Genomic DNA, 25,037 nt, shown 5'->3' with positions numbered 1-25,037 from the left:
CAAGATCGGCTGAGCGCCTCTGCAGTATCTTGACGCAATTGTTTTTGATAATCAAAAAACGATTGGGAGAGGTGCGACGTCATGACAGAAAAATCGCTCGACACATCTGTGATTGATCTGAAGGCAAAAACTACGCCCGGCAAAGCGCATTCTAAAAAGCCCAAGCGCGCGAAGAACTCCGCGACCAACGGTCAAGCGGGCCCGGTCGTTGCCGATCAGGCCTCGGTAGCGCCGCTCAGCCGCGAAGAGGCGAAACGCTTCTTCGAGACCGGAGAATATCCCTACAAAAATAAGATCAGCCGAAAGGAGTACGAGCGCCGCAAGGCTGAATTGCAGGTCGAGCTGCTTAAAGTGCAGGACTGGGTGAAGGCCACGGGGCAGAAACTGGTTTTCCTGTTCGAGGGCCGTGACGCGGCCGGCAAGGGCGGCACCATCAAACGCTTCATGGAACACCTGAATCCACGCGGAGCGCGGGTTGTCGCGCTTGACAAACCTTCCGAAAGAGAGCGTTCACAGTGGTATTATCAACGCTATGTACAACACCTGCCCGCGGCCGGCGAAATCGTGCTTTTCGACCGCTCCTGGTACAACCGCGCCGGTGTCGAGCGCGTCATGGGATTCTGCAACCCCAATGAGTACCTGGAGTTCATGCGCCAGACACCCGAGTTCGAACGCATGCTGGTCCGTAGCGGGATACTTCTTTTCAAGTATTGGTTCTCGGTGACCCAGGATGAGCAAAGAAGCAGGTTCAAATCCCGCGAGAAGGATCCCCTGAAACAGTGGAAGCTGTCGCCGATCGATCGGGAGTCACTTGGCAAATGGGACGACTATACCGAAGCCAAGGAAGCAATGTTCTTTTATACCGACACCGCCGATGCGCCCTGGACGATTATAAAGTCGAATGACAAGAAGCGCGCGCGCCTCAATTGCATGAGACACCTGCTCAGCTCGCTTCCCTACCCGAATAAGAATCTGGACGTGGTGGGGCTACCCGATCCGCTGATTGTCGGAACAAGTGAACATGTCATCGGGCGGAGCGAACAGATCCTGGGCAAGAGCCTGCATCCGGAGCAGCGGCGGAACAAGTAAAGACCGCCGGCGCAGAAAATCCTGGGTGCAGGGACTCATTTCTCGACGTGCGACCACTTTTCCCACAGAATGACGCAGTCCGCAGGGCCGCGGCGTGCAGTATCGCGCCGAATCGGGCTACGACTGCTCACCGGGGGAGGGTCGCGTGACGTGTGAAGTTTTCAATCTGGTTATGATCAAGCCGACGCATTACGACGACGACGGCTATCCAATCCAGTGGCTGACATCCGCTATTCCGTCAAACACGCTTGCGGCACTCAACGGCATTGCTGTCGACTGCAAAGAGCGCAAAGTGCTGGGAGATAATGTCGAGATCCGGCTCTCCACCTATGACGAAACCAACAGCCGAGTCTATCCGCCGAAAATTATCAAGTCTCTGAAGGCTGCCGGTGGTCAGGCCCTGATCGCACTGGCCGGTGTGCAATCAAACCAGTTTCCACGCGCCATGGACATTGCACGGCAGTTCCGTAGCGCCGGTATCCAGGTGGCGATCGGCGGGTTCCATGTCTCCGGCTGCATCTCGATGCTGAATGAGCTGCCCGCAGATATTCGCGAGGCTCAGGAGCTCGGTATCTCGATCTACGCCGGTGAGGCCGAGGAACAGCGTCTCGACGAGGTTCTGCAAGACGCCCAGGCCGGCACACTCAAACCTGTCTACAACTGGATGCATGCGCTGCCGAATGTTGCGGGAGAACCGGTTCCAATCCTGCCTGCCAAACACATTCAGCGCACAGCAGGCTCACACTCCTCCTTCGATCTCGGCCGCGGCTGTCCCTTCCAGTGTTCCTTCTGCACGATTATCAACGTTCAGGGCCGTAAGAGCCGTTTCCGGACCCCGGACGATCTGGAGAAGATTATCCGGCAGAACTACGCCCAAGGCATCAATCGATTCTTCATCACTGATGACAACTTCGCCCGCAACAAGGACTGGGAAAACTTTGTCGACCGGCTGATCGAATTGCGTCACGGCGAAAAGATGAACATTAAGTTCGTGATCCAGGTGGACACACTATGCCACCGCATACCGAACTTCATTGAAAAGTGCACCCGGGCCGGCATCAATCGCGTCTTCATCGGGTTGGAAAACATCAACCCGGAAAACCTCGCCGCGGCTCAAAAGGCCCAGAACCGCATCGTCGAGTACCGCGACATGCTGCAGGCCTGGAAGAAGCACAAGGCAATCACCTACGCGGGTTACATCCTCGGCTTTCCCGGCGACAGCTACGAATCGATCATGCGGGACATCGAGATCGTCAAGAAAGAGCTGCCGCTTGATCTTCTTGAGTTCTTTTTTCTGACTCCCCTGCCGGGTTCGGAGGATCACAAGAAACTTTACGAAAAAGGGGTCTGGATGGACCCCGACATGAACAAGTATGACCTCAACCACCGGGTCAGCCACCATCCGACCATGTCCGACGAAGATTGGGAGCGTGCCTACCGCGACGCCTGGGCGACCTATTACAGCCCCGAGCATATGTTCACCATCATGCGCCGTTTTTCAGCAAGAGGGCGCTCGCCGATCAATATTCTCTGGCTGATGATCTGGTTTGCCGGCTGTGTACAGATCGAAGGCGTGCATCCGCTGGAAGGCGGCTTTTTCCGCCGCCGTGCCCGACGCGACCGGCGTCCCGGAATGAAGATCGAGCCGGTTTGGTCCTTCTATCCGAAATATCTTGCCGGATTGCTGCGCGACCAGATTCGCTGGATCGCCCTACTTGGGCGCGTCTGGCCCTACTACCTCAAAGTCAAGCGGGATCCCCGGCGTCACGAATTTCAAGACCTCGCCCTGACACCATCGAGCGACGAAACGCTCGAGGACCTGGAAATGATCACGGGCACACGCGGCGGCGAGCAGGCCTTAGCAAAAACACGCCGTGACAATGCATTGCGGGAGAAGGTTCGCGCACGCGCTTAGCCGACGCTGCGTCACTTAGATCGAAACATAGGGCACGAATGGAACCCGCTTGCGCTTCGCCACAAGCGTCAAAAGATCGGGCAGGGCCTTTTTGAAGTGCGGCGTTTCCTGATGTTCCGCCCAGGCCGCTTCGCTGGCATAAAGTTCGTAGACAAAAAACAAATTGGGATTGGTCGGCGATCTGTAGGGAATGAAGACCTTCATCCCCGGCTCGGCATTGGAGGGCCCAGTTAGGTCTGACAGCAAGGTCGCAATCTTTTCTGCTTGGCCATCCTTTGCTTCGATCGTGATTGCGACGACAAACCCCTCGTTCAACGCCTTTGCTGTGCCCACATCACTCTCCTTCCGATATCTATCCTTATGCGAAACTTCGGATAGACTATCAGGCAAAGAATTCCCCGTGCTTCGGCCCGCACCAAACTGTTGTCGCGAAATCAATCCAGAAGCAAACCGATCGCGATGATCCACATGACCGCGCCCACGCCGACCTCCAAAATGCGCCAGGCCGAAGGCTTGGCAAACAAAGGCCGCAGCAAGCGTGCGCCGTAACCGAGTGAGAAGAAGAACAGGAACGATGCCGTCACGGCGCCAATGCCGAAGGCGGTCTGGTTTTCCGCGTAGCGCGTGGAAATTGAGCCGAGAAAGACCACCGTATCCAGATAGACATGGGGATTGAGCCAGGTCAGCGCGAGACAGGTCACGAGGGCTTTCGATAGGGCTCCCACCGTGTCTTGCGAAGGCGCCAGCGCGCCGTCGCTGCGCAAGGCGGTCATAAAAGACCGCAAGCCGTAAACAAACAGAAAGGCCGCGCCCCCGTACCGCAAAAGCGGTTCCGCCCAAGGCAAAACTTCCGACACCACGGCAAACCCGGTCACCCCGAGCGTAATCAGAAGAGCGTCCGAGGCGGCGCAGGTGAGGCAGATGAGAAACACGTGCTCTTGACGCAACCCCTGCCGCAGGACGAAGGCATTCTGCGCACCGATCGCAACAATCAGGCTGAGGCCCAGCAGAAAGCCGGGCAAGAACCCGGGCAGGAAAGCGGTTGTCATGGTGTCACTCCGTTGAAACTGAACCTTGACTATCTCAATCCCGTGCTTTAGGCGAATTAAGTTTTCTACGCTAACCTAAGCAATTCTAATTTATGCTCGACTATCCTCTCATGGCAGCCGTTGCAGCTGTAATCCGAACTGGGAGCTTCGAACAGGCGGCACAGGAACTGCGGGTAACACCTTCAGCGGTATCCCAGCGCGTCAAGCTTCTTGAAGACCGTCTTGGTGTGGTTCTTGTCGTGCGCGCCCAGCCCTGCACTGCGACACCGACAGGGCTGCGTCTGTTCCGGCATGTCGAAGAAGTCGGCTTGCTGGAACACACACTAAGCAACGATCTGGCAGGGCTCATGCCCGTCGGCAAGTCCGCAACCTTGAGGGTCGCCGTCAATGCGGACAGTCTGGCGACCTGGTTTATCGATGTCATCGCCGCCTGCGAGGGCATCCTTTTCGAGCTTGTGCTCGACGACCAGGACTACAGCGCGGATTGGCTGCGGCGCGGCGAAGTCGTTGCGGCAGTGAGCGCCCAACCTGGACCGGTCCAAGGTTGCGACAGCAAGCCTCTCGGGGCTCTGCGGTACATCGCGACCGCCAGTCCGGACTATGTAAAACGGTGGTTTCCGAGCGGTGTCACCCAAACCGCGATCCAGCAGGCACCCGCTTTAAATTTCAACATGAAAGACAGACTGCAATCGCAGTGGGTGCAAAAAAATTTGGGCAAGCGGCTGGTCGTACCATCTCATACCCTACCCTCCACTCAAGCCTTCATCGACGCAACACTCACCGGCATCGGCTGGGGCATGAACCCGGAACCGCTGGTGGCCCGACACCTGGCCGAGGGTAGGCTCGTCCCCCTGATCCCGGACCAGCCACTGGATGTGGAGCTGCACTGGCAGTCCAGCCGCATGGTCGCCACGGCAATCTCCGATCTGAATAAAGCCGTCCGTGATGCAGCGCAGAAATGGCTGATCACCCGCTGAGTCGCAGACAATGCCCGATCTGTCATCCAGTGTCTAAATGCAGTCCGGTGCCTGTGTCCTCTGCGGGCCGTCCTAACGCTCCGCAAAACTGCCATTGTTTACAACCCTTACCAGATCCTCGTAACCGCCGATGTGTTTGCCATTGATGAAGACCTGCGGAACGGATTTGACCCGCGGCAAGCGTTCGCGAAATGTCGCCAGCACGCCCACGTCGGTTATGTCCAGCTCAGTGAAGAGCATCCCCTTCTCGTTCAGCAGAGTCTTCGCGGCCTCGCAGTATCCGCAGGCCGGCCCGGTGTAAATTTCGATGTTCGCCATTGCTTGCCTCGCGCGGGCCCCCTCAATGTTGAACTTCGAGGATCGACGACATTCCGTCGAACATCGGCTCCAGTTCGACGCCGAGCGCATCTCCGAACTTTGACACCATAATGTAGGTGGTGATCACGAAGACCGCTTCGACGATCTGCGGTTCGCTCCAATGGGCGTGGAGGCGATCCCAAAGCTGCTTGGACACCCGGTTGGCGTCCTCACCAATCTGAACCGTCAAATCCAACAGCGCCCGCTCGCCTTCGGTGAAGAGATCGCTCGTCTTGTAATTGCCGCCCTCAAGCCCTGCGATCTTGGCCGTATCCATACCAAGCATCTCGGAGAGGCGCTCATGCTGAATGACACAATACTGGCAGTTATTGCGTTGGGTCGCCTTGAGGATCAGCAGTTCCTTGGTCAGCCAGCTCAGCTCGCCGTCCTTGAGGATCGCCATCACAAGCTCTGTAAAGACTGTGCCGTATTCGGCGTGATGACCAAATACCTTGAAGATATTAAGGAGCGCCTGAAAGCGGTCTTCCGCTTTGTCGTAAAAGGCCAGTGTCGCAGCATCGGCTTGTTCGCGTTCGACGTAGGATACAGTCATCTTACTTTCTCCCTCATTTGACCGCCCGTTCCAAACCAGTGAAATTTTTTTAATCTATAAGCGCACGCGCCTGATTCAGGATCGTCTTCATCACGTCCTTTTCCGGTCGTGAGCGCACCAGCACACGCAGCCCCAGGAACAATCCCAGCAGGGCCTGCGCCACTTCGCGCGAAGACACCTCGGTCCTGATTGTCCCCTCACCCTGTGCGGCAACGATCATCTCGCAAAAGAAGTTCTCTACTTCTCTTAGGCTGCCGCGCACGATTTTCTCGACTTCGGGATCATGAGGCGATAGTTCGAGGGCTGTGTTGACCAGCAAGCAGCCTTTACGATTTCTGCCACCGTCCGAGCTTTCGACGACATCTTCGAATGCCGCAAAAATCGCCTCTTTGGGACTGTAGTTGCGGGCCACGCTTGTCAGGAAGTCGCGGCGGTACTTCTCGTCGTAACTTTTGAGTGCCCGAATGAAGAGACTGCGCTTGTCAGTGAAGGCAGCGTAAAGGCTGCCCCTGTTGATCTCCATAACCGTCAAGAGGTCGTTGACCGATGTCGCTTCGTATCCGCGCGCCCAGAAAGCCCCCATTGCGCGGTCGAGCACTTCTTCTTCGTTGAACTGCTTTTCCCAAGGCATACTCGACGCTAGCAAGTTTGGAACGAACGGTCAACATAAGTGCATGCCTCTACTTTCGAGCAAGCTTATGAGAAAACGGCGGAGATTTGGGGTTAGTCGAGCACGACTCACCTTAACCGTGAAACCCTTCAGAAAGCGCCCACGCGGCCCGCGGTTCAATCCCCTTGTTTCGTGCTGAGTATGGCGATCAGCAACAGCACGAAGCAGATTGCGAAACCGACAGGGACCGCTTCGTGACTGGCAAGTTCCAGCACGGCACCGGCACCGATCATCCCCAAGGTTCCAGCCAAGGTGAAGCTCATTGAAAAGACCGCGCTGCCGGCGACCAGCATACCCCCGGCAAAGCGCTCGCCGAGTAACGTCAATGCCGTCGTGTAGACACCACCCAAACAGGCGCCCAGCACGATCAATGTGATCCAAATGCCTGCACCCTGAGCCGAAAGGAACGGCATTGCTGCGAAGGTCAGGGCCGAACCAGCGGCGCAGACAGCTGCGACCCGCAGACGCGGCAGCCGGTCGAGCGCATAGCCGGTCGGCAGGGCAAAAAGAATCATGCCCAGATGCACAATCGAAACCATGGTCGATGAAAGAGACGGCGCCATACCTTTTTCAAGGAAGTAGACCGGCATCATGGAAATCATAGTCCAGTCAGAGAAACCGAACGCCATCACCATGACGACCAGCAATGGCGCAGCGAACAGGAACTGCTTCAACGAACCGGGCGGTGCAATGCCCGTCCGTGCTTTGGCGCGCTTGGAAAGCAAAGCAATGACGATCGCCGTCATCGACACGAATACTGCACAGACCGCAAAGGGCAGCGCAGACGCAGTCCCGAACAGTGGAACACCGAGAGGTCCGAGCGCAAAGCCGATGGTCAGCGACATGGCATACCCGCTGACCGCCCGGCCCCGGATATTGTCGGCCGCCGCCTCGTTGACCCAGGCTTCGGTCAGAACAAAGACCGCGTTAACATTGAACCCCAGGAAGATCCGCAACGCGAACCAGACCGCGATATCGTCAGTCATCCCAAAAGCCAGGATGACGGCGGCCGACCCAAGCAGGCCAACCGTGATCAGAAATCCCGGACTGAAGCGCGCGGTGAGCCGGGACATGACCAACGTTGAGAGTGCAATCCCGATCCCCATCGCTGCCGCATTGAGACCAATGATGTGAGATGGAACGCCACGCTCAGCCATCAGCAAGGTCAGCAGAGGATAGGTCAATCCCAACGCCAGACCAAACGCTCCGATACCAAAGCTCGCTGCCAGAATGGATGGAAAGTCGCTTGTTTTGCGTGTCGCGATCGAGGGGACCATAGCTCTGGTTAGCACATCGGATGCCCCAATATAAGAGCCGTGCGAAGACGGTGGCTCCCCATAGCTCAGCCCGAACTAGGCATCCACGCCCTTCATCCCTTCTTCCGTATAGCGCGCACCGGACACGACATGCCGGGCGATTGCATCCGCAAGCACGCGTTCCTCGGCCTCGCTCAGCACAACCTCGGCAGCCGCCATGTTTTCTTCCAGATAACGCACACGCTTGGTACCGGGGATCGGCACGATCCGGTCACCCTGCGCAAGCAACCAGGCAAGCGCGAGCTGTGCTGGTGTGCAGCCCTTCTCTGCCGCCATTGACTTAACTGCGTCGACGATGGCCTGATTTGCCTGCAGGTTATCACCCGAGAACCGTGGCAGGTTCGCGCGAAAGTCGCCCGCCTGAAACGCGGTGCCGCTGTCGAAGCTGCCGGTTAGAAATCCTCGGCCTAGTGGTGAGTAAGGAACAAATCCCACGCCGAGTTCACGGCAGGTCGGCAAAATCTCTGCCTCCACATCCCGGGTCCATAGCGAGTACTCGGTCTGCACCGCAGCAACCGGGTGGACCGCGTGCGCGCGGCGCAAGGTCTTCGCGCTGACCTCGCAAAGACCGATATGGCCAATCTTGCCCTCGTTGACCAGATCGGCGAGCGCGCCCATCACCTCTTCGATCGGCCGGGAGCGGTCAACCCGGTGAACGTAGAGGAGATCGATCCGCTCGACCCCCAGACGCCGCAGCGATCCCTCGCAGGATTTGCGCGCATAGGCCGGACTGTTATCGATGCTGCGTGCGTAACTGTTGCCTTCACGGACAATCCCGAACTTGGTCGCAATAACCGCCTCGGGTCTTCGCTCTTTGAGAAAGCGTCCCAGCAGGTCTTCGTTGTGATGCAGACCATACATGTCGGCCGTGTCGAAAAAGCCGATTCCCAGATCCACGGCACGATGCAACACCCGCATCGATTCCTCGTCGTCCCGCGGCCCGTAAAATTCGCTCATCCCCATGCATCCCAGCCCAAGGGCGGAGACTTCGAGGTCGTCGGTTAAGTGGCGGGTCTTCATAAAAGCCTCTCGAAAAGTGGTGAGGTGCGCAGTTATCTAAGAAGATGGAATTCCATTTCTGCAGGTAACAGAGGTAAGATTGGAAAATTGAATTCCAAATATGGAAGATAAATGCCCAAGGATTCGAAACAGCTTTTGTGGGACGACGCCCGGGTTTTTCTGGCCATCGCGCGTAAGGGCACCCTCACCAGCGCCGCCGGCCTGCTGGGCAGTGGTGTCGCGACCACCTCCCGCCGCATCGACCGGCTCGAGTCGGTCTTGGGCGTTCCGCTCTTCGTCCGTCATCAGACTGGTTACCGCCTGACCGACGAAGGCGAAGCGCTCCTGCCCAAAGCGGAAGCACTGGAAAACGCGGCCCTGGCTTTCGAAAGCCAAGCCGATCATGAATCCGACACAGTCGGATTGGTTCGTATCGCAACAGCCGAGAACCTCGCGAACCCCATCATCATCCCCAGCCTGCCTGTCCTGCTCGCACGCCATCCGCAGCTCGAACTGGAGGTCGCAACCGACGTCGCTTCGGTCAATCTGCACAGGCGGGACGCAGATCTCGCGCTGCGTATGGTCAAACCCGAACGCGGGAACGTGACGCTCCGGCGGCTCGCAACACTCGGTTTCGGGCTCTACGGAGCTCAGGCGTATCTGGACAAGCGGCCGTCAGGTGCCGATACCGGTCCTCTCGATCACGACAGCTTCATCGGGTGGTCAGAGGCCCAAAGCCACCTGCCCGCAGCGCAATGGATCGAGCGCAGTCTTCGTGGGCGCGCCCCGGCGATTACAACAACGACCCTTTCGGCACAGCTTTCTGCCACCGCTGCTGGACTGGGGCTTGCAATCCTTCCGCATTTCCTGGCTCGAAGGTCCGGTCTCATCCAGCTGCCGATCGATCTAGGGGTGGATCAAAGCATTTGGCTGGTGATCCATGCGGACCTCGCGCAGTCACGGCGCGTGCGCGTCGTTGCCGATCATCTTGCTGAGGTCATTTATGGTCTCCGGAACAGTCTCGCCGGCGAAGCTTAAGCTGAAGATCTGCAAGTGAATCTGTCGCCGGGCACCAAACCGGCCTGCGTCATGAAAGGCCAGTCCGGCTCCTTTACAGCCGCAGATAGCTTCAGTAACCTTGCGCCCGATGATAGTTTTTCGCGAGTGAGCTATTCACGTTTTGGGAGCACATCACCTTGCGGGTTTTTCCGTAGCCCCGCGGCTTTTGATGGATCGAGAATCCAAAGCAACCGGCAACTCAATCTTCTATTCTCAAGGTCTCCAGAATTAAGTCCGGTCATTGAAAGGTTCGGCAGAAATGCGGCGATTTCTTCTCCTTGTTTTGCTTGCAGGATTATCCGCCTGCGCAAACCCCACAACGGACTTGAAACAGGTCAAGGCCAATAGAATCGGGTTGATCAACAACTTGCCTAGCCAAGCGGATGTCAACGACATCGGTATAACAATTCTGGAAAACGACTTCGACCAAGTCAGCCTCGAATGGAGCTTTCCGGAGATGGTTACCCAGAGCTTTCAGGAAGAAGCGGAGAGCCGCGGTGGCAAGGTCATCGACCTTAGTGAAATTCCTGAGATTAAGTCTCGAAGGGGCGCCTGGTTCCAGACAGGTTATTCCCTGAACTTGGGTCTGTCCGAACACAAAATCAGCGATGAGACTCAGAAGGTTCTAGTCAAGGTCATGGTCGACAAGCAACTCGACGTCATCCTCCTGCTGCGCCCCGATAACTACAATAGCGGCCTCTCCTACAACAAAAAGCCGCCTACCGGTGCATTCGGGCTCTATAAGCGGGTGGAAATCTTCGCCAGCAACCCGGTCCATACTTTCGTTCAGATTGAAGGCCGTGTGATCGCTGGCAATCCGCCGACTGTGATTGAGGATATAAACGGCAGCAATCTCTCAAGGAAAACTCCGGCAGACAAAAGCCTGAAAGTCACCAGCACAGACTTTCAGGCCGCCATTACCCGGCAAACCGGTTCGGCGGTCGACGAAATTCTTGGTGGATTGGGATTGTAGAATCCGACGGCTTCGATCTGCAGTAAACGATATTGGAACCGCCAAGACCCCATCGATTGACGCCGAATACAAACGATCGGAACCGTCCGCAACAACTTTGCTTCCTATAGCTTGTGGACTCTTCGATTTATATCGAGTATTCTTGATGTATGGATACAAAATATGCTCTTAATGCCTTTGCTGCCCTCAGCCAGGAAACCCGCCTGGAAGTTTTCCGCCTGCTCGTTCAGGCTGGCGAACGGGGCATGCTCTCCGGTGAAATCGGCGAACGCTTGGACGTCCGCCAGAACACCATGTCGACCAATCTTTCGATCCTCCTGAATGCAGGACTCGTCCGCAACGAACGCGAAGGCAGAGCCGTACGTTACTTCGCCGATTACGACGGAATGCGCGGTCTGCTGGGCTACCTGATGGAAGACTGCTGCGGCGGCAAACCGGAACTCTGTCAACCGACCATCGATCAGATCGCCTGCGCCTGCTGAACAAGGCTCCCTATCATCACCGCCTCCGTTTCAAAACCGAAAGCTACTACATGAGCACTCAACCCATCGCGCCGCCTTCAGATCCCTCCACGGAAGTCCTACCGGCGGGCGGAATTGGATTTTTCGAAAAATGGCTGTCGGTCTGGGTTGGTCTTTGCATCCTTGCAGGCATCGGCATCGGAACCGTAACGCCCGGCCTCTTTGAATTCCTCGCCAGCCTTGAGTATGCCTCGGTCAATCTGGTGGTGGCGGTGCTGATCTGGGCGATGGTTTACCCGATGATGGTGAATGTCGACTTTGCCAGCCTCCGCCATATCGGTGACCGCCCGAAGGGGCTGATCATCACATTGGTCATCAACTGGCTGGTCAAGCCCTTCTCTATGGCCGCACTCGGTGTCTTGTTTTTCGAGATCCTGTTTGCGGATTTGATCGCGCCCGCAGACGCCCAGGAATACATTGCCGGGCTTATTCTGCTGGGTGCGGCGCCCTGCACGGCGATGGTGTTTGTCTGGTCACAGCTGACCCGAGGCGATGCGACCTACACCCTGGTGCAGGTCTCGGTCAACGATGTGATTATGATCTTCGCCTTCGCACCGATCGTCGCGCTGCTGCTCGGCGTGACCGATATTGTTGTGCCTTGGGCGACCCTTATTCTCTCTGTTGGTCTCTATGTGGTCATACCCCTGATCGCGGGCTATTTGACCCGTCGCTGGCTCATGAGCCACACCCGGAAATCCGAAGCCGGTGAAGAGGCCGTGACCCGCTTCGTTGCAGGCATTAAGCCTTACTCCGTAATCGGGCTGTTGGCGACGGTGGTTCTGCTGTTCGGCTTTCAAGGCAACATCATTATCGAGCAACCCCTGCTGATCGCCCTGATCGCAACGCCGCTGATCATCCAGTCCTACGGCATATTCTTCGTGGCCTATGGTGCGGCCTGGCTGTGGCGCGTGCCCTTCAATGTCGCTGCACCCTGCGCTTTGATCGGCACCTCGAACTTCTTCGAGCTTGCAGTTGCCGTCGCCATCAGCCTGTTCGGATTGAATTCCGGTGCCGCCTTGACCACGGTTGTCGGCGTCCTGGTGGAGGTACCGGTCATGCTCTCCCTGGTCGCTTTCGCAAACCGGACCCGCAGGTCGTTTCCTGAAAGCTGACTTTCGATCAGAGGAATCCACATGAGCGTCACCATCTATCACAACCCGGACTGCGGCACTTCGCGCAACACCCTGGCGATGATTCGCAAATCGGGCGTCGAGCCAAGCGTGATCGCGTACTTAACGAGCCCGCCGACCCGCGAACGTCTGATCGAGTTGCTGGCGGAGATGAAGATGCCCGCCCGCGATCTGCTCCGGCAAAAGGGCGCACCCTACGCCGAGCTCGGCCTGGACGATCCCTCGCTCAGCGAAGATCAACTGATCGATGCCATGATGGACCACCCGATCCTGATCAACCGCCCGATCGTTGTGACCCCGAAAGCAACCCGCCTCTGCCGGCCGTCCGAAGTGGTGTTGGAGATCCTGGAGAATGTCGAGATCGGCAACTTCACAAAGGAAGACGGGGAAGCAGTGACTGCGGGCGCCTGACAAGCCCAAATGAATCGAAATCAAATTAGCTTTTTGCGACATCCGCGCCGACTTTGAAGATGAGCGGAGGACCGATTCCAGGCTCCGCCCGCTGAAAAATATGCTGCTGCACTGGATTTCAGGCTAAAGAGACGAATAGACTGAACCTACCATTGTTTTCAGACAAGGCGTCTGCATACCCGCAATGAAGGGAGCGCAAACATGGTTTCCATGACGGTTCAACTGCGTAATGTGGCGGGCACAGAAGCGGCGATGGGATGGGCCGGCGGGCACACCATCGTGGTGGACCGGCCCGACGGCACCGCCGGTGGTCTGGGGTTGGGTTTCAATGGCGGGCAGCTCCTGGCCCTGGCCTTAGGCGGCTGCTTTTGCAACGACGTTCGTTACGTCGCCCACGAGATTGGCGTGGGCCTGGAACGGATTGCAGTTGAAGTCACGGTAGAGATGGAAGGTGACCCGCTGATCGCCACAGCCGCGACCATGGAGGTCTCCTGTGAAACCGTGGACGGATCCGATCCTCAGGCTGTTATCGACAAGGCTAAGGGTTCCTGCATGGTCAGCAACTCCCTGCGGCGCGGTCTCCCGGTTACGATCCAGTCGACAGCTTAAGGACGTCCAGAGGAAGCGATGGGAGGCCCGTTGCCGGTCCAGCGGATCATGCAGCCGCCTCATGCTCATGGCAAAGCTGTTCGGTCTCTTCCGGCAATAATTCCACTTCCAGCAAGGCGCAGTGAGCGCCTGTCTTCCCTTTACGATGATGCCGGCAGGTCTTGCAGATACCGAAGCTGCGGCCTTCCCTCGCAGATAGCAAACACTTTGCCAGCGCCTTCATAGAGGTCGTCAGGTTTGCCGCATCCTTCGTGCCCAGATCCGCCAAGGCTGCATCTAGAAGCGTGTCGACCTCCAGGGCATTCTGACCTTCTGGGGTGACCTCATAGGACACGCTGCGCCGGTCACTCTCTGACCGCACCTCTATCACGAGCCCCTTACGGGCCAGCGCCTTCAGAGTCTGCGACACGGTTCCGCGCGTCGCTGAGAGGTAGTCTGCGACCTGCGACGGCATGCGCGAGAAACGGTTGGCGCGCGCCAGATAGGAAATCGCCGCGCGTTGGGTAGGATTGAGGCCGTCGCTCCAGTCTTCGGATGCACTGATGCGTGCAATCCGGTCAATCAGGAAGCGAAGCTCGGAACGGGTCTGCTTGGTCATCTCAATATAATAGCGACTCGAAATCACTATTGCAATAATATCGACTCGCTACTATTTTCACTCCACCAACAAACGATGGAATGGAAATTCGCTATGAAAACCCCTTCACCCGCCACGGCCCTTGCTCTGGCAATGATATCCCCCGCACTTCTCGCGGCTTGCTCCGCGTCCGCCGGCAGCGACCATGCCGGTCACGCCACTCACCAGGCCGACGCGGTCCGCTCACCTGCCGATAGCGGCAAAACAGCCTCTTTCGACATCCTTGCCGCCCATGTGCACCGGGACGGCCGAACGGTTACCTTCCATATGACGACCAACGGCACGGCTGGTGCCGACAAACCGGCGGCCGTCGGCGCCCTAGCAGGCGCACCCGTCCATGCTTACGTTTGGCCGACCTCCCTTGATCCTATGACCGTTGGTTTCGAGGGCGGTACCGGGATCCTGGCCCTGGCTGCAACCAGCCACCCCGACTTCGACGATACGCCGCTGTTCGATGAAGACGGTGACGGAGACCCGGCCAATGACGGCACGCGCTGGCACAGCCATTGGGTGGTCCTGACCCCAACCGAGACCTGCGGCCCCGGTGCACTTGGCGTGCGCGATATCCCGGACGGCGAAACACCGGCCATGCCCGCGACCTGGCCCGGCCTGCCTATTTTCATCGACAGTCCCGGCTACACACCGCTGTTCGACGGACCTGAGATCAAGGTGAATGTGCCCTTTGCCAAAGCCGAAAGTCTGGCAGGTGCGTCCTACGACGGCGTCACGTCGGCACTGCGGGTAAACGCCAACGTCCATGCGCCCCTGCTCTGCGTCACTGACATCTTCGACGTGGCTTCGGGTGACCTCAGTCTGCCCGGTAAAATTAAATGATCCGAGAGGCGCAGCCTTTTTTGGGGCTGCGCCTTTCTTCAATTCATGGAGAAAACAAAAATGAACGAAACGCCCGCCCCCGAACTTCACGTGTCTCAATGGTTCAACAGTCCGGAGGATTTACGCCTTGCGGATCTGCGCGGCCGGGTGGTCATGATCGAAGCCTTTCAAATGCTCTGCCCGGGCTGTGTCGCCCACGGCCTGCCCCAGGCCCAGGCGGTTCATCAGGCCTTCCCGCAGGACAAGATATCGGTCATCGGCCTGCACTGTGTGTTTGAACACCACGCTGCCATGACCCCGGTCTCGCTGGAGGCTTTTCTCTACGAATACCGCATCGCCTTCCCGGTCGGCGTCGACTTGACCGGAAATGACGCCCTCCCGCAAACCATGGCTGCCTACGAAATGCAGGGCACCCCCACCCTTATCCTGATCGACAAACAAGGCCGCCGCCGCGCGCAGTATTTCGGTCAGATTCCCGACCTGAGGTTGGGGCACGATATCGGCCTGCTGCTATCTGAGCTACCGGGCAAGGAAAGCTTCGAAGCCCCTGTGACAAAAGAAGAAACCCGCTGCGACGAAGAGGGATGCAGGTTAGAGTGACGCCCCCGTTTTGAGAAAAATACAAAGGAGCTACGCCATGATCCACGGGTCCTGCCATTGCGGCGCCGTCACCTTCGAACTGCTGGAACAGCCGAAGTGGCTGACGGACTGCAATTGCTCGGTTTGCCGTCGGATCGGCGCCCTCTGGGCACATGCTGATGTGGGAAAGATCAAGGTGAGCTGCGCTGACGACGCCACAATCGGCTACATTACCGGTGACAAGACCCTCATCATCCGAAGCTGCAAAACCTGCGGCAGCACGACCCATTGGGAAAACCTGGACCCGCCCCGGCACAAACATATGGCCGTCAATTGCCGCATGGCCGATCCCGAGGACATCGCCAGCCTGCGCATACGACGGTTCGACGGCGCGGAAAATTGGGAATATCTGGATTAAGGCCTAAAGCAAAAAGGCCGCAGCCAAACCGAGAAAGGCGAAGAACCCGATCACGTCGGTAACCGTGGTCAGGAACACGCTGGAGGCAATCGCGGGATCGACGCCGACTTTCTCCAGCCCGAGCGGGATCAGAGTGCCCGACAGACCCGCCACCACCATGTTGATGACCATGGCCGCGGCGATCACAAGACCGAGAGCCTGAGAATCGAACCAGAGCCAGGTCACGCCACCGGCCAGCAGCGCAAAGAGAACACCGTTGATCGAGCCGATCAGGAGTTCCTTGCCGATAAAGCGCCGTGCATTAGCCTCGGTGAGATCCTTCATGGCCAGTGAGCGGACTGCGACCGTCAGAGTCTGAGTGCCCGCATTGCCGCCCATGGAGGCAACGATGGGCATTAGAACCGCCAGTGCCACAATCTGTTCGATGGTCGCATCGAACAGACTGATTACGACCGATGCCAGAATGGCAGTCAGCAAATTGACCACCAGCCAGGTAAAGCGTGCTTTTGTCGTATCCAGCACGGCATCGTAGAGATCGGGCTCGCTCAAGCCACCCAGCTTCATGATGTCGTCGCCGGCTTCCTCGTCAATGATGTGCACCACGTCATCGACGGTGATCACACCCAGTAGGCGCCCTGGATCGTCGACCACCGGGGCCGACACCAGCCCATACTGGCGGAAGAGATACGCCACATCCTCCTGATCCATGGTCAGGGGAATGGTTTTCAGGTCGGTTTCCATGATCTCGGTCAGCCTGACATGACGCCGGGTACGCATGATCCGGCTGAGCGGCAGGAAACCGATCGGATGGTGTTTCGGATTGACGATGTAGATGTCGTAGAAATCGTCCGGCAGATCCCTTGCCGCACGCATGTAGTCAATGGTCTCGCCTACGGTCCAGGCCGAGGGCACAACCACGAACTCGCGCTGCATCAGGCGACCGGCGGAATCTTCCGGATAGGACAGGCCTTCTTCCAGGACCAGCCTGTGTGCCTGCGGCAGCTGGCTCAGGATGCGGTGTTGGAATTCCTCGTCCAGGTCCTCGAAGACCTCGACCGCATCGTCACTGTCGAGCTCGGTAACCGCCCGTGCCAAGCCGGTCGGGCCCAGCCACTCGATAACCTCCTCACGAACCGAGGCATCGAGGTTCGGCAGGATCTCGGGATCGAAGGTCGCCCCCAAAATCTCGACGAGGAGTTTCCGCTCATCCCGGCTTAGGCTTTCCAGCAGGTCAGCAGCATCGGCTTCGTGCAGGCCGGGGACCAGTTCCTCGACTTCGGTAACGCGTTCTTCCGCCAGCGCGTCCTGTACCGCAAAGACGAGTTCCATCGAGAGACCCGGGCTTTCGTCCGTGTCGCTCGACGGCGCTTCCTCGGCGCTGGGGGCAGGCTGCGGTTCGCTCATGGAGTCATCTTATAGCAGGAAGCCTACAAAACTATTTCTGTACGTCGCCGCTTACAGGCGACCTTCGTTTTTACAGGACATGTCCCAACTTATGATCCTGAGCATCGACCACCGCCACTGCCGACATATTGACCACACCGCGCGCCGTCACCGAGGGCGTCAGGATGTGCGCAGGCGCTGCGCAACCGATCAGGATCGGCCCCACTGAAAGTCCCTCACCCATCGACTTAACCAGGTTGAAGGAAATATTGGCGGCATCCAGCGTCGGCATAATCAGCAGGTTGGCACGGCCTTCCAGCCTGGAATTTGGGAAGACCCGCTCGCGCAGTTCCGGCTTCAAAGCAGCATCCGCATGCATCTCGCCTTCGACTTCCAGGTCTGGGTGGCGCTCATGCAGGATAGCAGCGGCGTCGCGCATTTTACGGGCACTTTCGGAATCCTGCGCGCCGAAGTTCGAGTGAGAAAGCAACGCAACCTTCGGCTCGATGCCGAAGCGCCGAACATGAGAAGCCGCCAGCACCGTCATCTCGACGATTTCGGTCGTATCCGGATTCTTGCTCACATAGGTATCTGCAATAAAGAAGGTGCCGTTGGGCACGATCAGAAGACTGAGTGCCGAGAAATCATGAACTTCCGGTCCTTTTCCCAAGACGTTAGAAATCTGCTCCAAGTGCTTGTTGTAACGACCAGCGGCACCGCAAACCATGGCATCGGCGTGCCCCAATCGGACGGCGATTGCCGCAATGGCCGTGGTGTTGGTGCGGATGATCGTTTTCGCGCCATCGGGTGAAATACCCTTGCGCTGCATCAGATCATGATAGGTCTTCCAATAGATGTTGAAACGCGAATCCTTCTCCGGATTGACGATCTCAAAATCCTCGTCCTGCACCAAACGGAGCCCCAGACGTTTGATCCGTGTCGAAATAACTTCTGGACGCCCGACCAGGATGGGTGTGCCGATCTGCTCGTCGACCACCACCTGCACGGCACGCAGAACCCGTTCGTCCTCGCCCTCTGCATAGATCAGGCGCTTCGGTTTCTGTCGGGCACGCTCGAACACCGGCTTCATCACCAGGCCGGAGCGGAACACGAACTCGCCGAGTTGCTGGCAATAGGCGTCGAAGTCCTTGATCGGCCGGGTCGCCACGCCGCTCTCCATCGCCGCCTTGGCGACGGCGGGCGAAATCTCCAGCATCAGGCGCGGATCGAAAGGCCGCGGAATCAGATACTCGGGGCCGAAGCTGCGCTCGCCGTCGCCGTAAGCCTTGGCCACGACTTCCGACTGTTCGGCCATGGCCAGATCCGCGATCGCCTTGACGCAGGCCAGTTTCATTTCCTCGTTGATGGTGGTCGCCCCGACGTCCAGCGCACCCCGAAAGATAAAGGGAAAACACAGCACATTGTTCACCTGATTGGGGTAGTCCGAGCGGCCGGTGGCGATGATGGCATCGGGCCGAGCCTCCTTGGCTTCTTCTGGCATGATTTCCGGGGTCGGGTTGGCCAGCGCCAGGATCAAGGGATTCTCGGCCATCATCTTGACCATCTCGGGCTTGAGCACACCCGGCGCTGAAAGCCCCATGAAGACATCCGCGCCTTCGATGACATCGGCCAGGCTACGTGCTTCGGTCGCCTGGGCATAGGTCGCCTTCAACGGGTCCATCTGTTCGGTCCGGCCTTCGTAGACCACGCCGGCGATATCGGTGACCCAGATGTTTTCACGCTTGATGCCGAGGGAGACGAGCTGATTGAGGCAGGCCAAGGCCGCCGCGCCCGCACCGGAGGTCACCAGTTTGACCTCGGCCAGATCCTTCTTCACCAATCTCAAGCCGTTGTACACCGCCGCCGCCACGATGATCGCCGTACCGTGCTGATCGTCGTGGAAGACCGGGATCTTCATGCGTTCGCGCAAACGCCGTTCAATTTCAAAGCACTCCGGCGCTTTGATGTCTTCCAGGTTGATGCCGCCGAAGGTGGGCTCGAGCGCCGCAACGATATCGACAAACTTATCGACATCCAGTTCATCCACCTCGATATCGAAGACATCGATCCCGGCGAACTTTTTGAAGAGAACCGCCTTCCCTTCCATCACCGGCTTGGAAGCCAGCGGACCGATCGCGCCCAGACCCAGCACCGCAGTGCCGTTGGTAACCACGCCGACCAGATTGGCACGAGCTGTAACTTCGGCGGCGACCTGCGGATCCTCGACGATGGCGTCGCAGGCGGCGGCGACACCGGGAGAATAGGCCAGCGCCAGGTCGCGTTGGTTCCCCAGCGGTTTGGTCGCCGTAACCTCGAGCTTGCCTGGTTTCGGAAATCGGTGATAGGCCAGTGCCGCGTCGCGTAGATTCTCGGCCAAGGTTCTCTCCTCCCTAAACTTTTTACTTCTGCAACGGCGGCAAGCCCCCAACTGCGCTCATACTTAACTGCCAAGTATCGGGCCCGGCTTGTCGGGTAATGACCTGGCAGGCGAATCCCACAACAACGATAATGCCCCGTGACCCGAACTACGGACTAGACTAAAAAGCCCCTTACAACCAGTCCGCCGTCGAATAATGTCGCTTTAGAGCCATTGCTCCCCTGCGGATTATGATTACTTAAGAGGCCTAACAGTCCCCTCGGGCGACTGCAAGGCGCTCAGGGATACAAGAGAGAATGCGTGCGATGGCGGCACCCGGTGCTCCTCAGCCAGAAACGAGTTCTGAGCCGGTCGACTGGCGTATCGACGATGCGCTTGTTGCCTATCCCGATGCCATTGCCTTTATGGAGCGGCGTGTTGCAGAGGTTCGCGCGGGGACAGCACCCGATAGCGTCTGGCTGCTCGAGCATCCGCCGCTATATACCGCCGGCACCTCGGCTCAGGAGGCCGACCTGATCGAGCCTGACCGCTTTCCGGTTTTCAAGACCGGCCGGGGGGGGCAGTACACCTATCACGGCCCGGGGCAACGGGTCGGTTACGTCATGCTCGACCTCAAGAAGCGCAACGGTGACCTGCGCCGCTACGTGCAGGACCTTGAAGAATGGATCATTCGCGCCCTCGCCAGCTTCAACGTAAAGGGTGAGCGCCGTGAAGGCCGCGTCGGCATCTGGGTGGACCGTGGACATGGCCGCGAGGACAAGATCGCGGCCATCGGCGTGCGGGTGCGCCAGTGGGTAACTTTTCACGGCATTGCCATCAACCTCGACCCCGACCTTACGCATTTCGGTGGGATCGTGCCCTGTGGCATCGCCGAGCATGGCGTGACTTCATTGGCCGATCTCGGACTGCCCGTAACCATGGCCGACCTTGACGTGGCACTGCGTGTGGCTTTTGAAGATGTCTTCGGGCATCAGGCCAGAGAGAATCTGGTCGGGGAGAATCTGGTCGGGGATAATCAGGATCACGGATCGCAAAACGACGCGGCAGCAGCTTCGATTTCAGCGTAGACCCAGGCAATGACTCGTAGCGGGACAACCAGCAGCGAAGCCTTCGTGCTTCTCGACGACAGCCTGACGGCCGGCGGTCAAACTCTGTTGTTTAAGAATCCGATCGAGGTCCTACGCTGCGAGTCGGCGGACGAGGTCGAAGCAACCTTCGCAAGAATGGAAGCCCTGAGTGCCGCCGGGCACTACCTTGCCGGCTATCTGTCCTATGAACTCGGCTATCTCTTCGAACCACGCTTGGCCCCTCTTCTTGAAGAGCGCGGGGCAGGAACCGAGCCCGCGACGCTTCTGATCTGGATGGCAGCCTTCAAGTCGCCGCAGACTCTTGATCAGACCAAGCTTGCGGCAAGCCTGCCCCCTGAGGGTGACTATGAAATCTCATCGCTTGAGCTCTCTCTCTCCCGCAGTGACTACATTGCCAAGGTCGAAAAGGTGCGCGACTACATCGCGGCCGGTGACGTCTATCAGATCAACTTCACCTTCAAGTATGACTTTAGATTTTCGGGTGACCCAATTGCTTTTTATCACGATTTGAGGAAGAAACAGCCCGTTTCCTACGGCGCTTTTATTCACGATCCCGATGCTGAGGGACACGGCTTCGATTTGCTGTCGCTTTCGCCCGAACTCTTTCTGCAGCGGGAAAGTGAACGTGTTTGGGCCCGGCCCATGAAGGGAACCGCCGCGCGCGGTCTCGACGACGAAGGCGACCTGCTGCAAGCGACTTGGCTGCGGAGCGACGAAAAGTCCCGTGCTGAAAATCTGATGATCGTCGATCTGCTGCGCAATGACATCGGCCGAGTATCCGAGACCGGCAGCGTTGAAGTCACGGATCTCTTTACCGTCGAGACCTATCGCACGGTGCTGCAGATGACATCCGGCATCACTGCCCGCCTGCGTGCCGGCATGACATTTCAGGACATCGTCCGCAACATCTTCCCCTGCGGCTCCATCACGGGCGCGCCCAAACTTCGCGCAATGGAGATCATCCACGAACTGGAATCCGAAGCCCGGGGCGTCTACACCGGCGCCATCGGCATGATCGAGCCAAACGGCGACTGCCGCTTCAACGTCGCCATTCGCACGGCGAAGATCGAAGCCGGTTTCAACGGTGATGACGGTGTTTCGAGGCATGGCCAAATGGGGATCGGCAGCGGCATTGTTTACGACTCCAACCCCGCTGACGAATATGACGAATGTCTGCTCAAAGGCCGCTTCCTGACTGAAGCGATGGAAGAGTTCGGACTGATCGAGACCTTGCTTTGGCAGCCCGGCGATGGCTATCACCTGCTGACCTATCACCTGCAGCGCCTCGAGGCCTCAGCCCGCTATTTCGGCTTTCGGCATGATCCCGCCGCTGCCGAGAGTGCTCTGAGCGAAGCTGCGGAAACGCTGTCGGACGGCGACCATCGCGTGCGGCTTTTGCTCGACCGACAAGGTCAGATCTCGATTACCAGCACGGCTTTGCAGCCGCCCGGTCGCGACGCGACATTTCAATTCGTCATTTCGGAGTACCGGATTGACAGCCGCGATCCCTTCTTCCGTCACAAAACCACAAGACGAGAACTCTACGACAGCGAGTTCGCCCGCCTGAGCAAGACCACGGGCTGCGACGAGGTTTTGTTCCTGAACGAACGCGACGAGCTGGTTGAAGGAAGCCGCACAAATCTATTCATCGAACGCGATGAAATGCTGGTGACCCCGCCGCTGGCCAGCGGCGCCCTGCCCGGCACCCTTCGCAGGGCCTTGTTGGAGGACCCTTCGCGCGTGGCGACCGAGGCCGTCCTTACGCTGCAGGATCTGGACTCCGCGTCGCGTATCCTCTTCGGCAACTCTGTCCGCGGCCTGCAATCGGCGAAACGGTTGCAGACGCCAGTCGCCGATGATCCTCCAAAAACCGCCAAGCAAGCCTGACGATTAGGCGCTCACCAGCACACGCTCTAGCCCAATGCCTCGAATTCGTCTTCGCGCAACAAGACCGAGCCATCGTCCTGCAGCACCCAAAGCTCTTTGGTGATTACGCCGTGGGCCTTGTTCATTTTCCAGCGTGACGTCAGCAATGCCGTCGTATCGTTCTGGGCGGTGAATTCCGGTTCGAGATATTCCACATCACTGAAACCGTCACCAATGACCTGACGCCACAAGGCTTCGATTTCTGATCGGCCATGAAAGCTTCCGAAGGGTTTGGCAACCACGACGGCCGTCTGCTCGTAACAGGCGGCGCAAGCTTCAGCGTCACCAGCATTAAAGGCAGCTTTCCACTTTTCACTCGCTGCCTTAGCAGCGGCAACGATAGCATTGTCTTGATTGGGCATTTTGATGTTCCTCTCGACCCGATTGTCTTCTGGCGCCGGATGCCCTCGCAGTCGAATTTCAGTGTCGGTCGGCGATCCGGCGATCGTGAAGGCAGATATAAGGAACATTACGTTTCACGATAATATCTTGCTTTTTGAAATGATTGTTTAGATAAATTTAACAATGAGTGTATCCCTTAAAGACATGATGGTTTTGAGCGAGGTCGTGGAAACGGGCTCTTTCACGGCGGCATCGGACAGGCTCGGCCGGACGAAATCTTCAGTCAGTCAAAGCGTTACACGCCTGGAAAAGGATCTCGGCGTCCGACTGATATTGCGGACAACCCGGCGGCTGACCCTGACCGATGCCGGGGAGAGGTTTTATCGTCATTGCACCAGCATTCGGGAGATCCACAAGCTTGCACAAGAAGACGCCCGCGAAGAATCCAGTGTGCTTTCCGGGCGCCTGAACATAACGGCACCACACGCGCTGGCGTCCGCGTTTGTCAGGTCAGCAGTCGAGAGCTTTCTGAAGGCGCATCCTGCCGTGGGCATTGGCTTTCTCACCGACGACCGGCAGATCAACCTCGTCGACCATTCGGTCGATGTCGCAATCCGTGTCGGGATGCCACGGGATCAATCCCTGAAGGTCTCCAAACTCGGTGAGTTTCACGACCTGCTCTGTGCCCACAAAAATCTGGTTACGGAAAATGGCGGCTTGCCTAAAAGCCTCGCACCCCTGGCCGATTGGAACCATATCGGCAACGAATGGCAGGGGACGCAGATCGAATACCGGCGCGGCAACGAAGCGCCGATCCGTGTAACGCCCCACATCCGCTGCAATGCCTTCAATGACGTGCTGGCTTTTCTGCGTGCCGGCTGCGGGGTCGCCCTCCTCCCCGATATAGCGGTCCGTGATGACCTGGTTTCAGGTAATGTCGTCTCACTCTTTCCCAATGACAGCGTCGTACCGGCAGCGATATACGCCGCCCATGCTTTCGACAGTTTCCCACCCAAGCGGGTTTCCGTCTTCGTTTCCCATTTGAAGAGCGTTCTGGCGGAAGCGGGAGAAACCGGCCTGCGCTGATGGGTCGAGGGATCCGTGAAGTGCTACGCGCCGGACTTTGCGGCTACTGGAGGCGCGCCGTCACGATTTTCAGACTTGCTGCGCCGAACGCCAGCGCGAAAACACCTTCAAACCATCGCCTGAGGCGCAGGTAGGTTCGCGTCGAGGCGGCACTGGAAAAGAGTAAGGCATAGGCATGGAAGATCACGAAGCTCTGAAGTCCTACAGCCAAAATGACCGTCGCCAGTGTCAATAGCGACGCGCTATGGGGGATCCCTATCGCGTAGAGGGAACCAAAAAACAATATCGCTTTTGGGTTCGTGATATGCAGTGCAAATCCCTTGGAAAAGATATGTCCCAATGCTCCCTTGATTTGACGCGGCTGTGACGCTTCGGGAGATAAGGCAGACCGCGCGGACTTGTAGGCCAGGAACATCAGGTACGCGGCGCCGAAGTATCTGATAACCTCAAAGACCCAGGCATTTGCCAGCATCAAAGCCCCAAGGCCAAAGGCTGCGGATACAGACCAGACCAGCGACCCTGTGGTAATGCCGGATGCCAGCACCAGACCCGCCCTTCGTCCGGACGCCATCGACGTCCCCGCAATCGCCAGCGTCGCCGGTCCCGGGCTCGCGCTTGCAATCAGAGCAGCCAACAAAATAACGGAGAGGTTTACGTCTTCAATCATCGAGCTTCTTTCCGCCGATCTGCCGCAGTGAGTTTCACGGCATTGAGCCCCACCGGCCGAACACTGTCAACG

At 58.0% G+C, this 25,037-nt stretch carries 27 protein-coding genes; 15 read left to right on the top strand and 12 right to left on the bottom strand.

What is annotated here, in order from left to right:
* Positions 1–81: 81 nt before the first annotated feature.
* Positions 82–1,089, top strand: a complete 1,008-nt coding sequence (gene ppk2 / locus QMZ18_RS33275; protein WP_282610754.1) for a polyphosphate kinase 2 — start codon at positions 82–84, stop codon at positions 1,087–1,089.
* Between the two features lie 145 nt (positions 1,090–1,234).
* Positions 1,235–3,004 (top strand): radical SAM protein, encoded by a 1,770-nt coding sequence (locus QMZ18_RS33270; RefSeq protein WP_322097554.1) that lies wholly within the window; start codon positions 1,235–1,237, stop codon positions 3,002–3,004.
* 15 nt (positions 3,005–3,019) lie between these two features.
* On the opposite strand, the gene QMZ18_RS33265 is transcribed toward QMZ18_RS33270, so the two are convergent.
* Positions 3,020–3,337, bottom strand: a complete 318-nt coding sequence (locus QMZ18_RS33265) for a putative quinol monooxygenase (RefSeq protein WP_282610753.1) — start codon at positions 3,335–3,337, stop codon at positions 3,020–3,022.
* 101 nt (positions 3,338–3,438) lie between these two features.
* Positions 3,439–4,053 carry a LysE/ArgO family amino acid transporter gene (locus QMZ18_RS33260; RefSeq protein ID WP_282610752.1) on the bottom strand — a complete coding sequence of 205 codons (615 nt, stop codon included), beginning with the start codon at positions 4,051–4,053 and terminating at the stop codon, positions 3,439–3,441.
* Between the two features lie 92 nt (positions 4,054–4,145).
* Here QMZ18_RS33260 and QMZ18_RS33255 point away from each other — a divergent pair, with 92 nt between their 5' ends.
* Positions 4,146–5,030, top strand: a complete 885-nt coding sequence (locus QMZ18_RS33255; RefSeq protein WP_282610751.1) for a LysR family transcriptional regulator ArgP — start codon at positions 4,146–4,148, stop codon at positions 5,028–5,030.
* 72 nt (positions 5,031–5,102) lie between these two features.
* Here the strand turns inward: QMZ18_RS33255 and QMZ18_RS33250 are convergent, their stop codons facing one another.
* The 5 genes from QMZ18_RS33250 to QMZ18_RS33230 form a co-directional block, all read right to left on the bottom strand.
* Positions 5,103–5,348, bottom strand: coding sequence for a glutaredoxin domain-containing protein (locus QMZ18_RS33250; RefSeq protein WP_282610750.1), 246 nt, complete (start codon positions 5,346–5,348; stop codon positions 5,103–5,105).
* A gap of 22 nt (positions 5,349–5,370) precedes the next feature.
* Positions 5,371–5,940 carry a carboxymuconolactone decarboxylase family protein gene (locus QMZ18_RS33245; protein ID WP_282610749.1) on the bottom strand — a complete coding sequence of 190 codons (570 nt, stop codon included), beginning with the start codon at positions 5,938–5,940 and terminating at the stop codon, positions 5,371–5,373.
* A 49-nt stretch (positions 5,941–5,989) separates the two neighbouring features.
* Entirely contained in the window at positions 5,990–6,571 is a 582-nt protein-coding gene (locus tag QMZ18_RS33240; RefSeq protein WP_282610748.1) for a TetR/AcrR family transcriptional regulator, read from the bottom strand.
* A gap of 155 nt (positions 6,572–6,726) precedes the next feature.
* Positions 6,727–7,902 (bottom strand): MFS transporter, encoded by a 1,176-nt coding sequence (locus QMZ18_RS33235; protein ID WP_282610747.1) that lies wholly within the window; start codon positions 7,900–7,902, stop codon positions 6,727–6,729.
* 60 nt (positions 7,903–7,962) lie between these two features.
* Positions 7,963–8,946 (bottom strand): aldo/keto reductase, encoded by a 984-nt coding sequence (locus QMZ18_RS33230; protein WP_282610746.1) that lies wholly within the window; start codon positions 8,944–8,946, stop codon positions 7,963–7,965.
* 111 nt (positions 8,947–9,057) lie between these two features.
* Between QMZ18_RS33230 and QMZ18_RS33225 the strand changes: the two genes are divergently transcribed.
* The 6 genes from QMZ18_RS33225 (at position 9,058) to QMZ18_RS33200 (ending at position 13,628) form a co-directional block, all read left to right on the top strand.
* Positions 9,058–9,963 (top strand): LysR family transcriptional regulator, encoded by a 906-nt coding sequence (locus QMZ18_RS33225; protein ID WP_282610745.1) that lies wholly within the window; start codon positions 9,058–9,060, stop codon positions 9,961–9,963.
* A gap of 388 nt (positions 9,964–10,351) precedes the next feature.
* The gene (locus QMZ18_RS33220; RefSeq protein ID WP_282610744.1) at positions 10,352–10,957 is read left to right on the top strand and encodes a hypothetical protein; all 606 of its coding nucleotides are present in this window, start codon (positions 10,352–10,354) and stop codon (positions 10,955–10,957) included.
* A gap of 149 nt (positions 10,958–11,106) precedes the next feature.
* Positions 11,107–11,439, top strand: a complete 333-nt coding sequence (locus QMZ18_RS33215) for a helix-turn-helix transcriptional regulator (protein ID WP_282610743.1) — start codon at positions 11,107–11,109, stop codon at positions 11,437–11,439.
* A 50-nt stretch (positions 11,440–11,489) separates the two neighbouring features.
* Positions 11,490–12,590 (top strand): ACR3 family arsenite efflux transporter, encoded by a 1,101-nt coding sequence (arsB, locus tag QMZ18_RS33210; RefSeq protein ID WP_282610742.1) that lies wholly within the window; start codon positions 11,490–11,492, stop codon positions 12,588–12,590.
* Positions 12,591–12,611: 21 nt separating this feature from the next.
* Positions 12,612–13,019 (top strand): arsenate reductase (glutaredoxin), encoded by a 408-nt coding sequence (arsC, locus tag QMZ18_RS33205; RefSeq protein ID WP_282610741.1) that lies wholly within the window; start codon positions 12,612–12,614, stop codon positions 13,017–13,019.
* 201 nt (positions 13,020–13,220) lie between these two features.
* Positions 13,221–13,628 (top strand): OsmC family protein, encoded by a 408-nt coding sequence (locus QMZ18_RS33200; protein ID WP_282610740.1) that lies wholly within the window; start codon positions 13,221–13,223, stop codon positions 13,626–13,628.
* Positions 13,629–13,674: 46 nt separating this feature from the next.
* On the opposite strand, the gene QMZ18_RS33195 is transcribed toward QMZ18_RS33200, so the two are convergent.
* The gene (locus QMZ18_RS33195) at positions 13,675–14,226 is read right to left on the bottom strand and encodes a MarR family winged helix-turn-helix transcriptional regulator (protein ID WP_282610739.1); all 552 of its coding nucleotides are present in this window, start codon (positions 14,224–14,226) and stop codon (positions 13,675–13,677) included.
* Between the two features lie 93 nt (positions 14,227–14,319).
* Between QMZ18_RS33195 and QMZ18_RS33190 the strand changes: the two genes are divergently transcribed.
* From QMZ18_RS33190 to QMZ18_RS33180, 3 genes are read left to right on the top strand one after another with little or no spacing between them, the layout of a single operon-like run.
* Positions 14,320–15,099, top strand: a complete 780-nt coding sequence (locus QMZ18_RS33190) for a hypothetical protein (RefSeq protein WP_282610738.1) — start codon at positions 14,320–14,322, stop codon at positions 15,097–15,099.
* A gap of 60 nt (positions 15,100–15,159) precedes the next feature.
* Positions 15,160–15,699 (top strand): redoxin domain-containing protein, encoded by a 540-nt coding sequence (locus QMZ18_RS33185; protein WP_282610737.1) that lies wholly within the window; start codon positions 15,160–15,162, stop codon positions 15,697–15,699.
* Between the two features lie 37 nt (positions 15,700–15,736).
* A complete protein-coding gene (locus QMZ18_RS33180) occupies positions 15,737–16,096 on the top strand; it encodes a GFA family protein (RefSeq protein ID WP_282610736.1) in 360 nt (119 codons plus the stop codon).
* Positions 16,097–16,099: 3 nt separating this feature from the next.
* Here QMZ18_RS33180 and mgtE read toward each other — a convergent pair whose 3' ends face one another.
* Together mgtE and QMZ18_RS33170 are read right to left on the bottom strand one after the other, a co-directional pair.
* Complete coding sequence (gene mgtE, locus QMZ18_RS33175) at positions 16,100–17,500, bottom strand: magnesium transporter (RefSeq protein WP_282610735.1); 1,401 nt, start codon at positions 17,498–17,500, stop codon at positions 16,100–16,102.
* Between the two features lie 70 nt (positions 17,501–17,570).
* The gene (locus QMZ18_RS33170; protein ID WP_282610734.1) at positions 17,571–19,856 is read right to left on the bottom strand and encodes an NADP-dependent malic enzyme; all 2,286 of its coding nucleotides are present in this window, start codon (positions 19,854–19,856) and stop codon (positions 17,571–17,573) included.
* A 305-nt stretch (positions 19,857–20,161) separates the two neighbouring features.
* Between QMZ18_RS33170 and lipB the strand changes: the two genes are divergently transcribed.
* Together lipB and pabB are read left to right on the top strand one after the other, a co-directional pair.
* Entirely contained in the window at positions 20,162–20,923 is a 762-nt protein-coding gene (gene lipB, locus QMZ18_RS33165; protein ID WP_322097562.1) for a lipoyl(octanoyl) transferase LipB, read from the top strand.
* A gap of 9 nt (positions 20,924–20,932) precedes the next feature.
* Positions 20,933–22,831: an aminodeoxychorismate synthase component I gene (gene pabB / locus QMZ18_RS33160; RefSeq protein ID WP_282610732.1), complete on the top strand. Its 1,899-nt coding sequence runs from the start codon at positions 20,933–20,935 to the stop codon at positions 22,829–22,831.
* Positions 22,832–22,857: 26 nt separating this feature from the next.
* Here the strand turns inward: pabB and QMZ18_RS33155 are convergent, their stop codons facing one another.
* Entirely contained in the window at positions 22,858–23,232 is a 375-nt protein-coding gene (locus QMZ18_RS33155) for a nuclear transport factor 2 family protein (protein ID WP_282610731.1), read from the bottom strand.
* A 163-nt stretch (positions 23,233–23,395) separates the two neighbouring features.
* On the opposite strand from QMZ18_RS33155, the gene QMZ18_RS33150 reads away from it, so the two are divergent.
* Positions 23,396–24,298, top strand: coding sequence for a LysR family transcriptional regulator (locus QMZ18_RS33150; RefSeq protein WP_282610730.1), 903 nt, complete (start codon positions 23,396–23,398; stop codon positions 24,296–24,298).
* Positions 24,299–24,341: 43 nt separating this feature from the next.
* Here the strand turns inward: QMZ18_RS33150 and QMZ18_RS33145 are convergent, their stop codons facing one another.
* The gene (locus QMZ18_RS33145) at positions 24,342–24,965 is read right to left on the bottom strand and encodes a LysE family translocator (RefSeq protein WP_282610729.1); all 624 of its coding nucleotides are present in this window, start codon (positions 24,963–24,965) and stop codon (positions 24,342–24,344) included.
* Positions 24,966–25,037 lie beyond the last annotated feature (72 nt).

Origin of the sequence: Pelagibius sp. Alg239-R121 (assembly GCF_947331435.1) — a bacterium.
In the GTDB taxonomy this organism is placed as follows: Bacteria; Pseudomonadota; Alphaproteobacteria; order Kiloniellales; family Kiloniellaceae; genus Denitrobaculum.
This window is presented reverse-complemented; position numbering and strand designations above follow the sequence as displayed.

What these genes read in the sequence shown, in the direction of transcription:
- QMZ18_RS33190 (WP_282610738.1), top strand. Translation starts at nt 14,320, where the DNA reads ATGAAAACCCCTTCACCCGCCACGGCCCTTGCTCTGGCAATGATATCC.
- QMZ18_RS33230 (WP_282610746.1), bottom strand. Translation starts at nt 8,946, where the DNA reads ATGAAGACCCGCCACTTAACCGACGACCTCGAAGTCTCCGCCCTTGGG.
- ppk2 (WP_282610754.1), top strand. Translation starts at nt 82, where the DNA reads ATGACAGAAAAATCGCTCGACACATCTGTGATTGATCTGAAGGCAAAA.
- QMZ18_RS33155 (WP_282610731.1), bottom strand. Translation starts at nt 23,232, where the DNA reads ATGCCCAATCAAGACAATGCTATCGTTGCCGCTGCTAAGGCAGCGAGT.
- QMZ18_RS33215 (WP_282610743.1), top strand. Translation starts at nt 11,107, where the DNA reads ATGGATACAAAATATGCTCTTAATGCCTTTGCTGCCCTCAGCCAGGAA.
- pabB (WP_282610732.1), top strand. Translation starts at nt 20,933, where the DNA reads ATGACTCGTAGCGGGACAACCAGCAGCGAAGCCTTCGTGCTTCTCGAC.
- QMZ18_RS33250 (WP_282610750.1), bottom strand. Translation starts at nt 5,348, where the DNA reads ATGGCGAACATCGAAATTTACACCGGGCCGGCCTGCGGATACTGCGAG.
- QMZ18_RS33225 (WP_282610745.1), top strand. Translation starts at nt 9,058, where the DNA reads ATGCCCAAGGATTCGAAACAGCTTTTGTGGGACGACGCCCGGGTTTTT.
- QMZ18_RS33245 (WP_282610749.1), bottom strand. Translation starts at nt 5,940, where the DNA reads ATGACTGTATCCTACGTCGAACGCGAACAAGCCGATGCTGCGACACTG.
- QMZ18_RS33195 (WP_282610739.1), bottom strand. Translation starts at nt 14,226, where the DNA reads ATGACCAAGCAGACCCGTTCCGAGCTTCGCTTCCTGATTGACCGGATT.
- QMZ18_RS33200 (WP_282610740.1), top strand. Translation starts at nt 13,221, where the DNA reads ATGGTTTCCATGACGGTTCAACTGCGTAATGTGGCGGGCACAGAAGCG.
- QMZ18_RS33240 (WP_282610748.1), bottom strand. Translation starts at nt 6,571, where the DNA reads ATGCCTTGGGAAAAGCAGTTCAACGAAGAAGAAGTGCTCGACCGCGCA.
- QMZ18_RS33180 (WP_282610736.1), top strand. Translation starts at nt 15,737, where the DNA reads ATGATCCACGGGTCCTGCCATTGCGGCGCCGTCACCTTCGAACTGCTG.
- QMZ18_RS33185 (WP_282610737.1), top strand. Translation starts at nt 15,160, where the DNA reads ATGAACGAAACGCCCGCCCCCGAACTTCACGTGTCTCAATGGTTCAAC.
- mgtE (WP_282610735.1), bottom strand. Translation starts at nt 17,500, where the DNA reads ATGAGCGAACCGCAGCCTGCCCCCAGCGCCGAGGAAGCGCCGTCGAGC.
- QMZ18_RS33145 (WP_282610729.1), bottom strand. Translation starts at nt 24,965, where the DNA reads ATGATTGAAGACGTAAACCTCTCCGTTATTTTGTTGGCTGCTCTGATT.
- QMZ18_RS33260 (WP_282610752.1), bottom strand. Translation starts at nt 4,053, where the DNA reads ATGACAACCGCTTTCCTGCCCGGGTTCTTGCCCGGCTTTCTGCTGGGC.
- lipB (WP_322097562.1), top strand. Translation starts at nt 20,162, where the DNA reads ATGGCGGCACCCGGTGCTCCTCAGCCAGAAACGAGTTCTGAGCCGGTC.
- arsC (WP_282610741.1), top strand. Translation starts at nt 12,612, where the DNA reads ATGAGCGTCACCATCTATCACAACCCGGACTGCGGCACTTCGCGCAAC.
- QMZ18_RS33150 (WP_282610730.1), top strand. Translation starts at nt 23,396, where the DNA reads ATGAGTGTATCCCTTAAAGACATGATGGTTTTGAGCGAGGTCGTGGAA.
- arsB (WP_282610742.1), top strand. Translation starts at nt 11,490, where the DNA reads ATGAGCACTCAACCCATCGCGCCGCCTTCAGATCCCTCCACGGAAGTC.
- QMZ18_RS33255 (WP_282610751.1), top strand. Translation starts at nt 4,146, where the DNA reads ATGCTCGACTATCCTCTCATGGCAGCCGTTGCAGCTGTAATCCGAACT.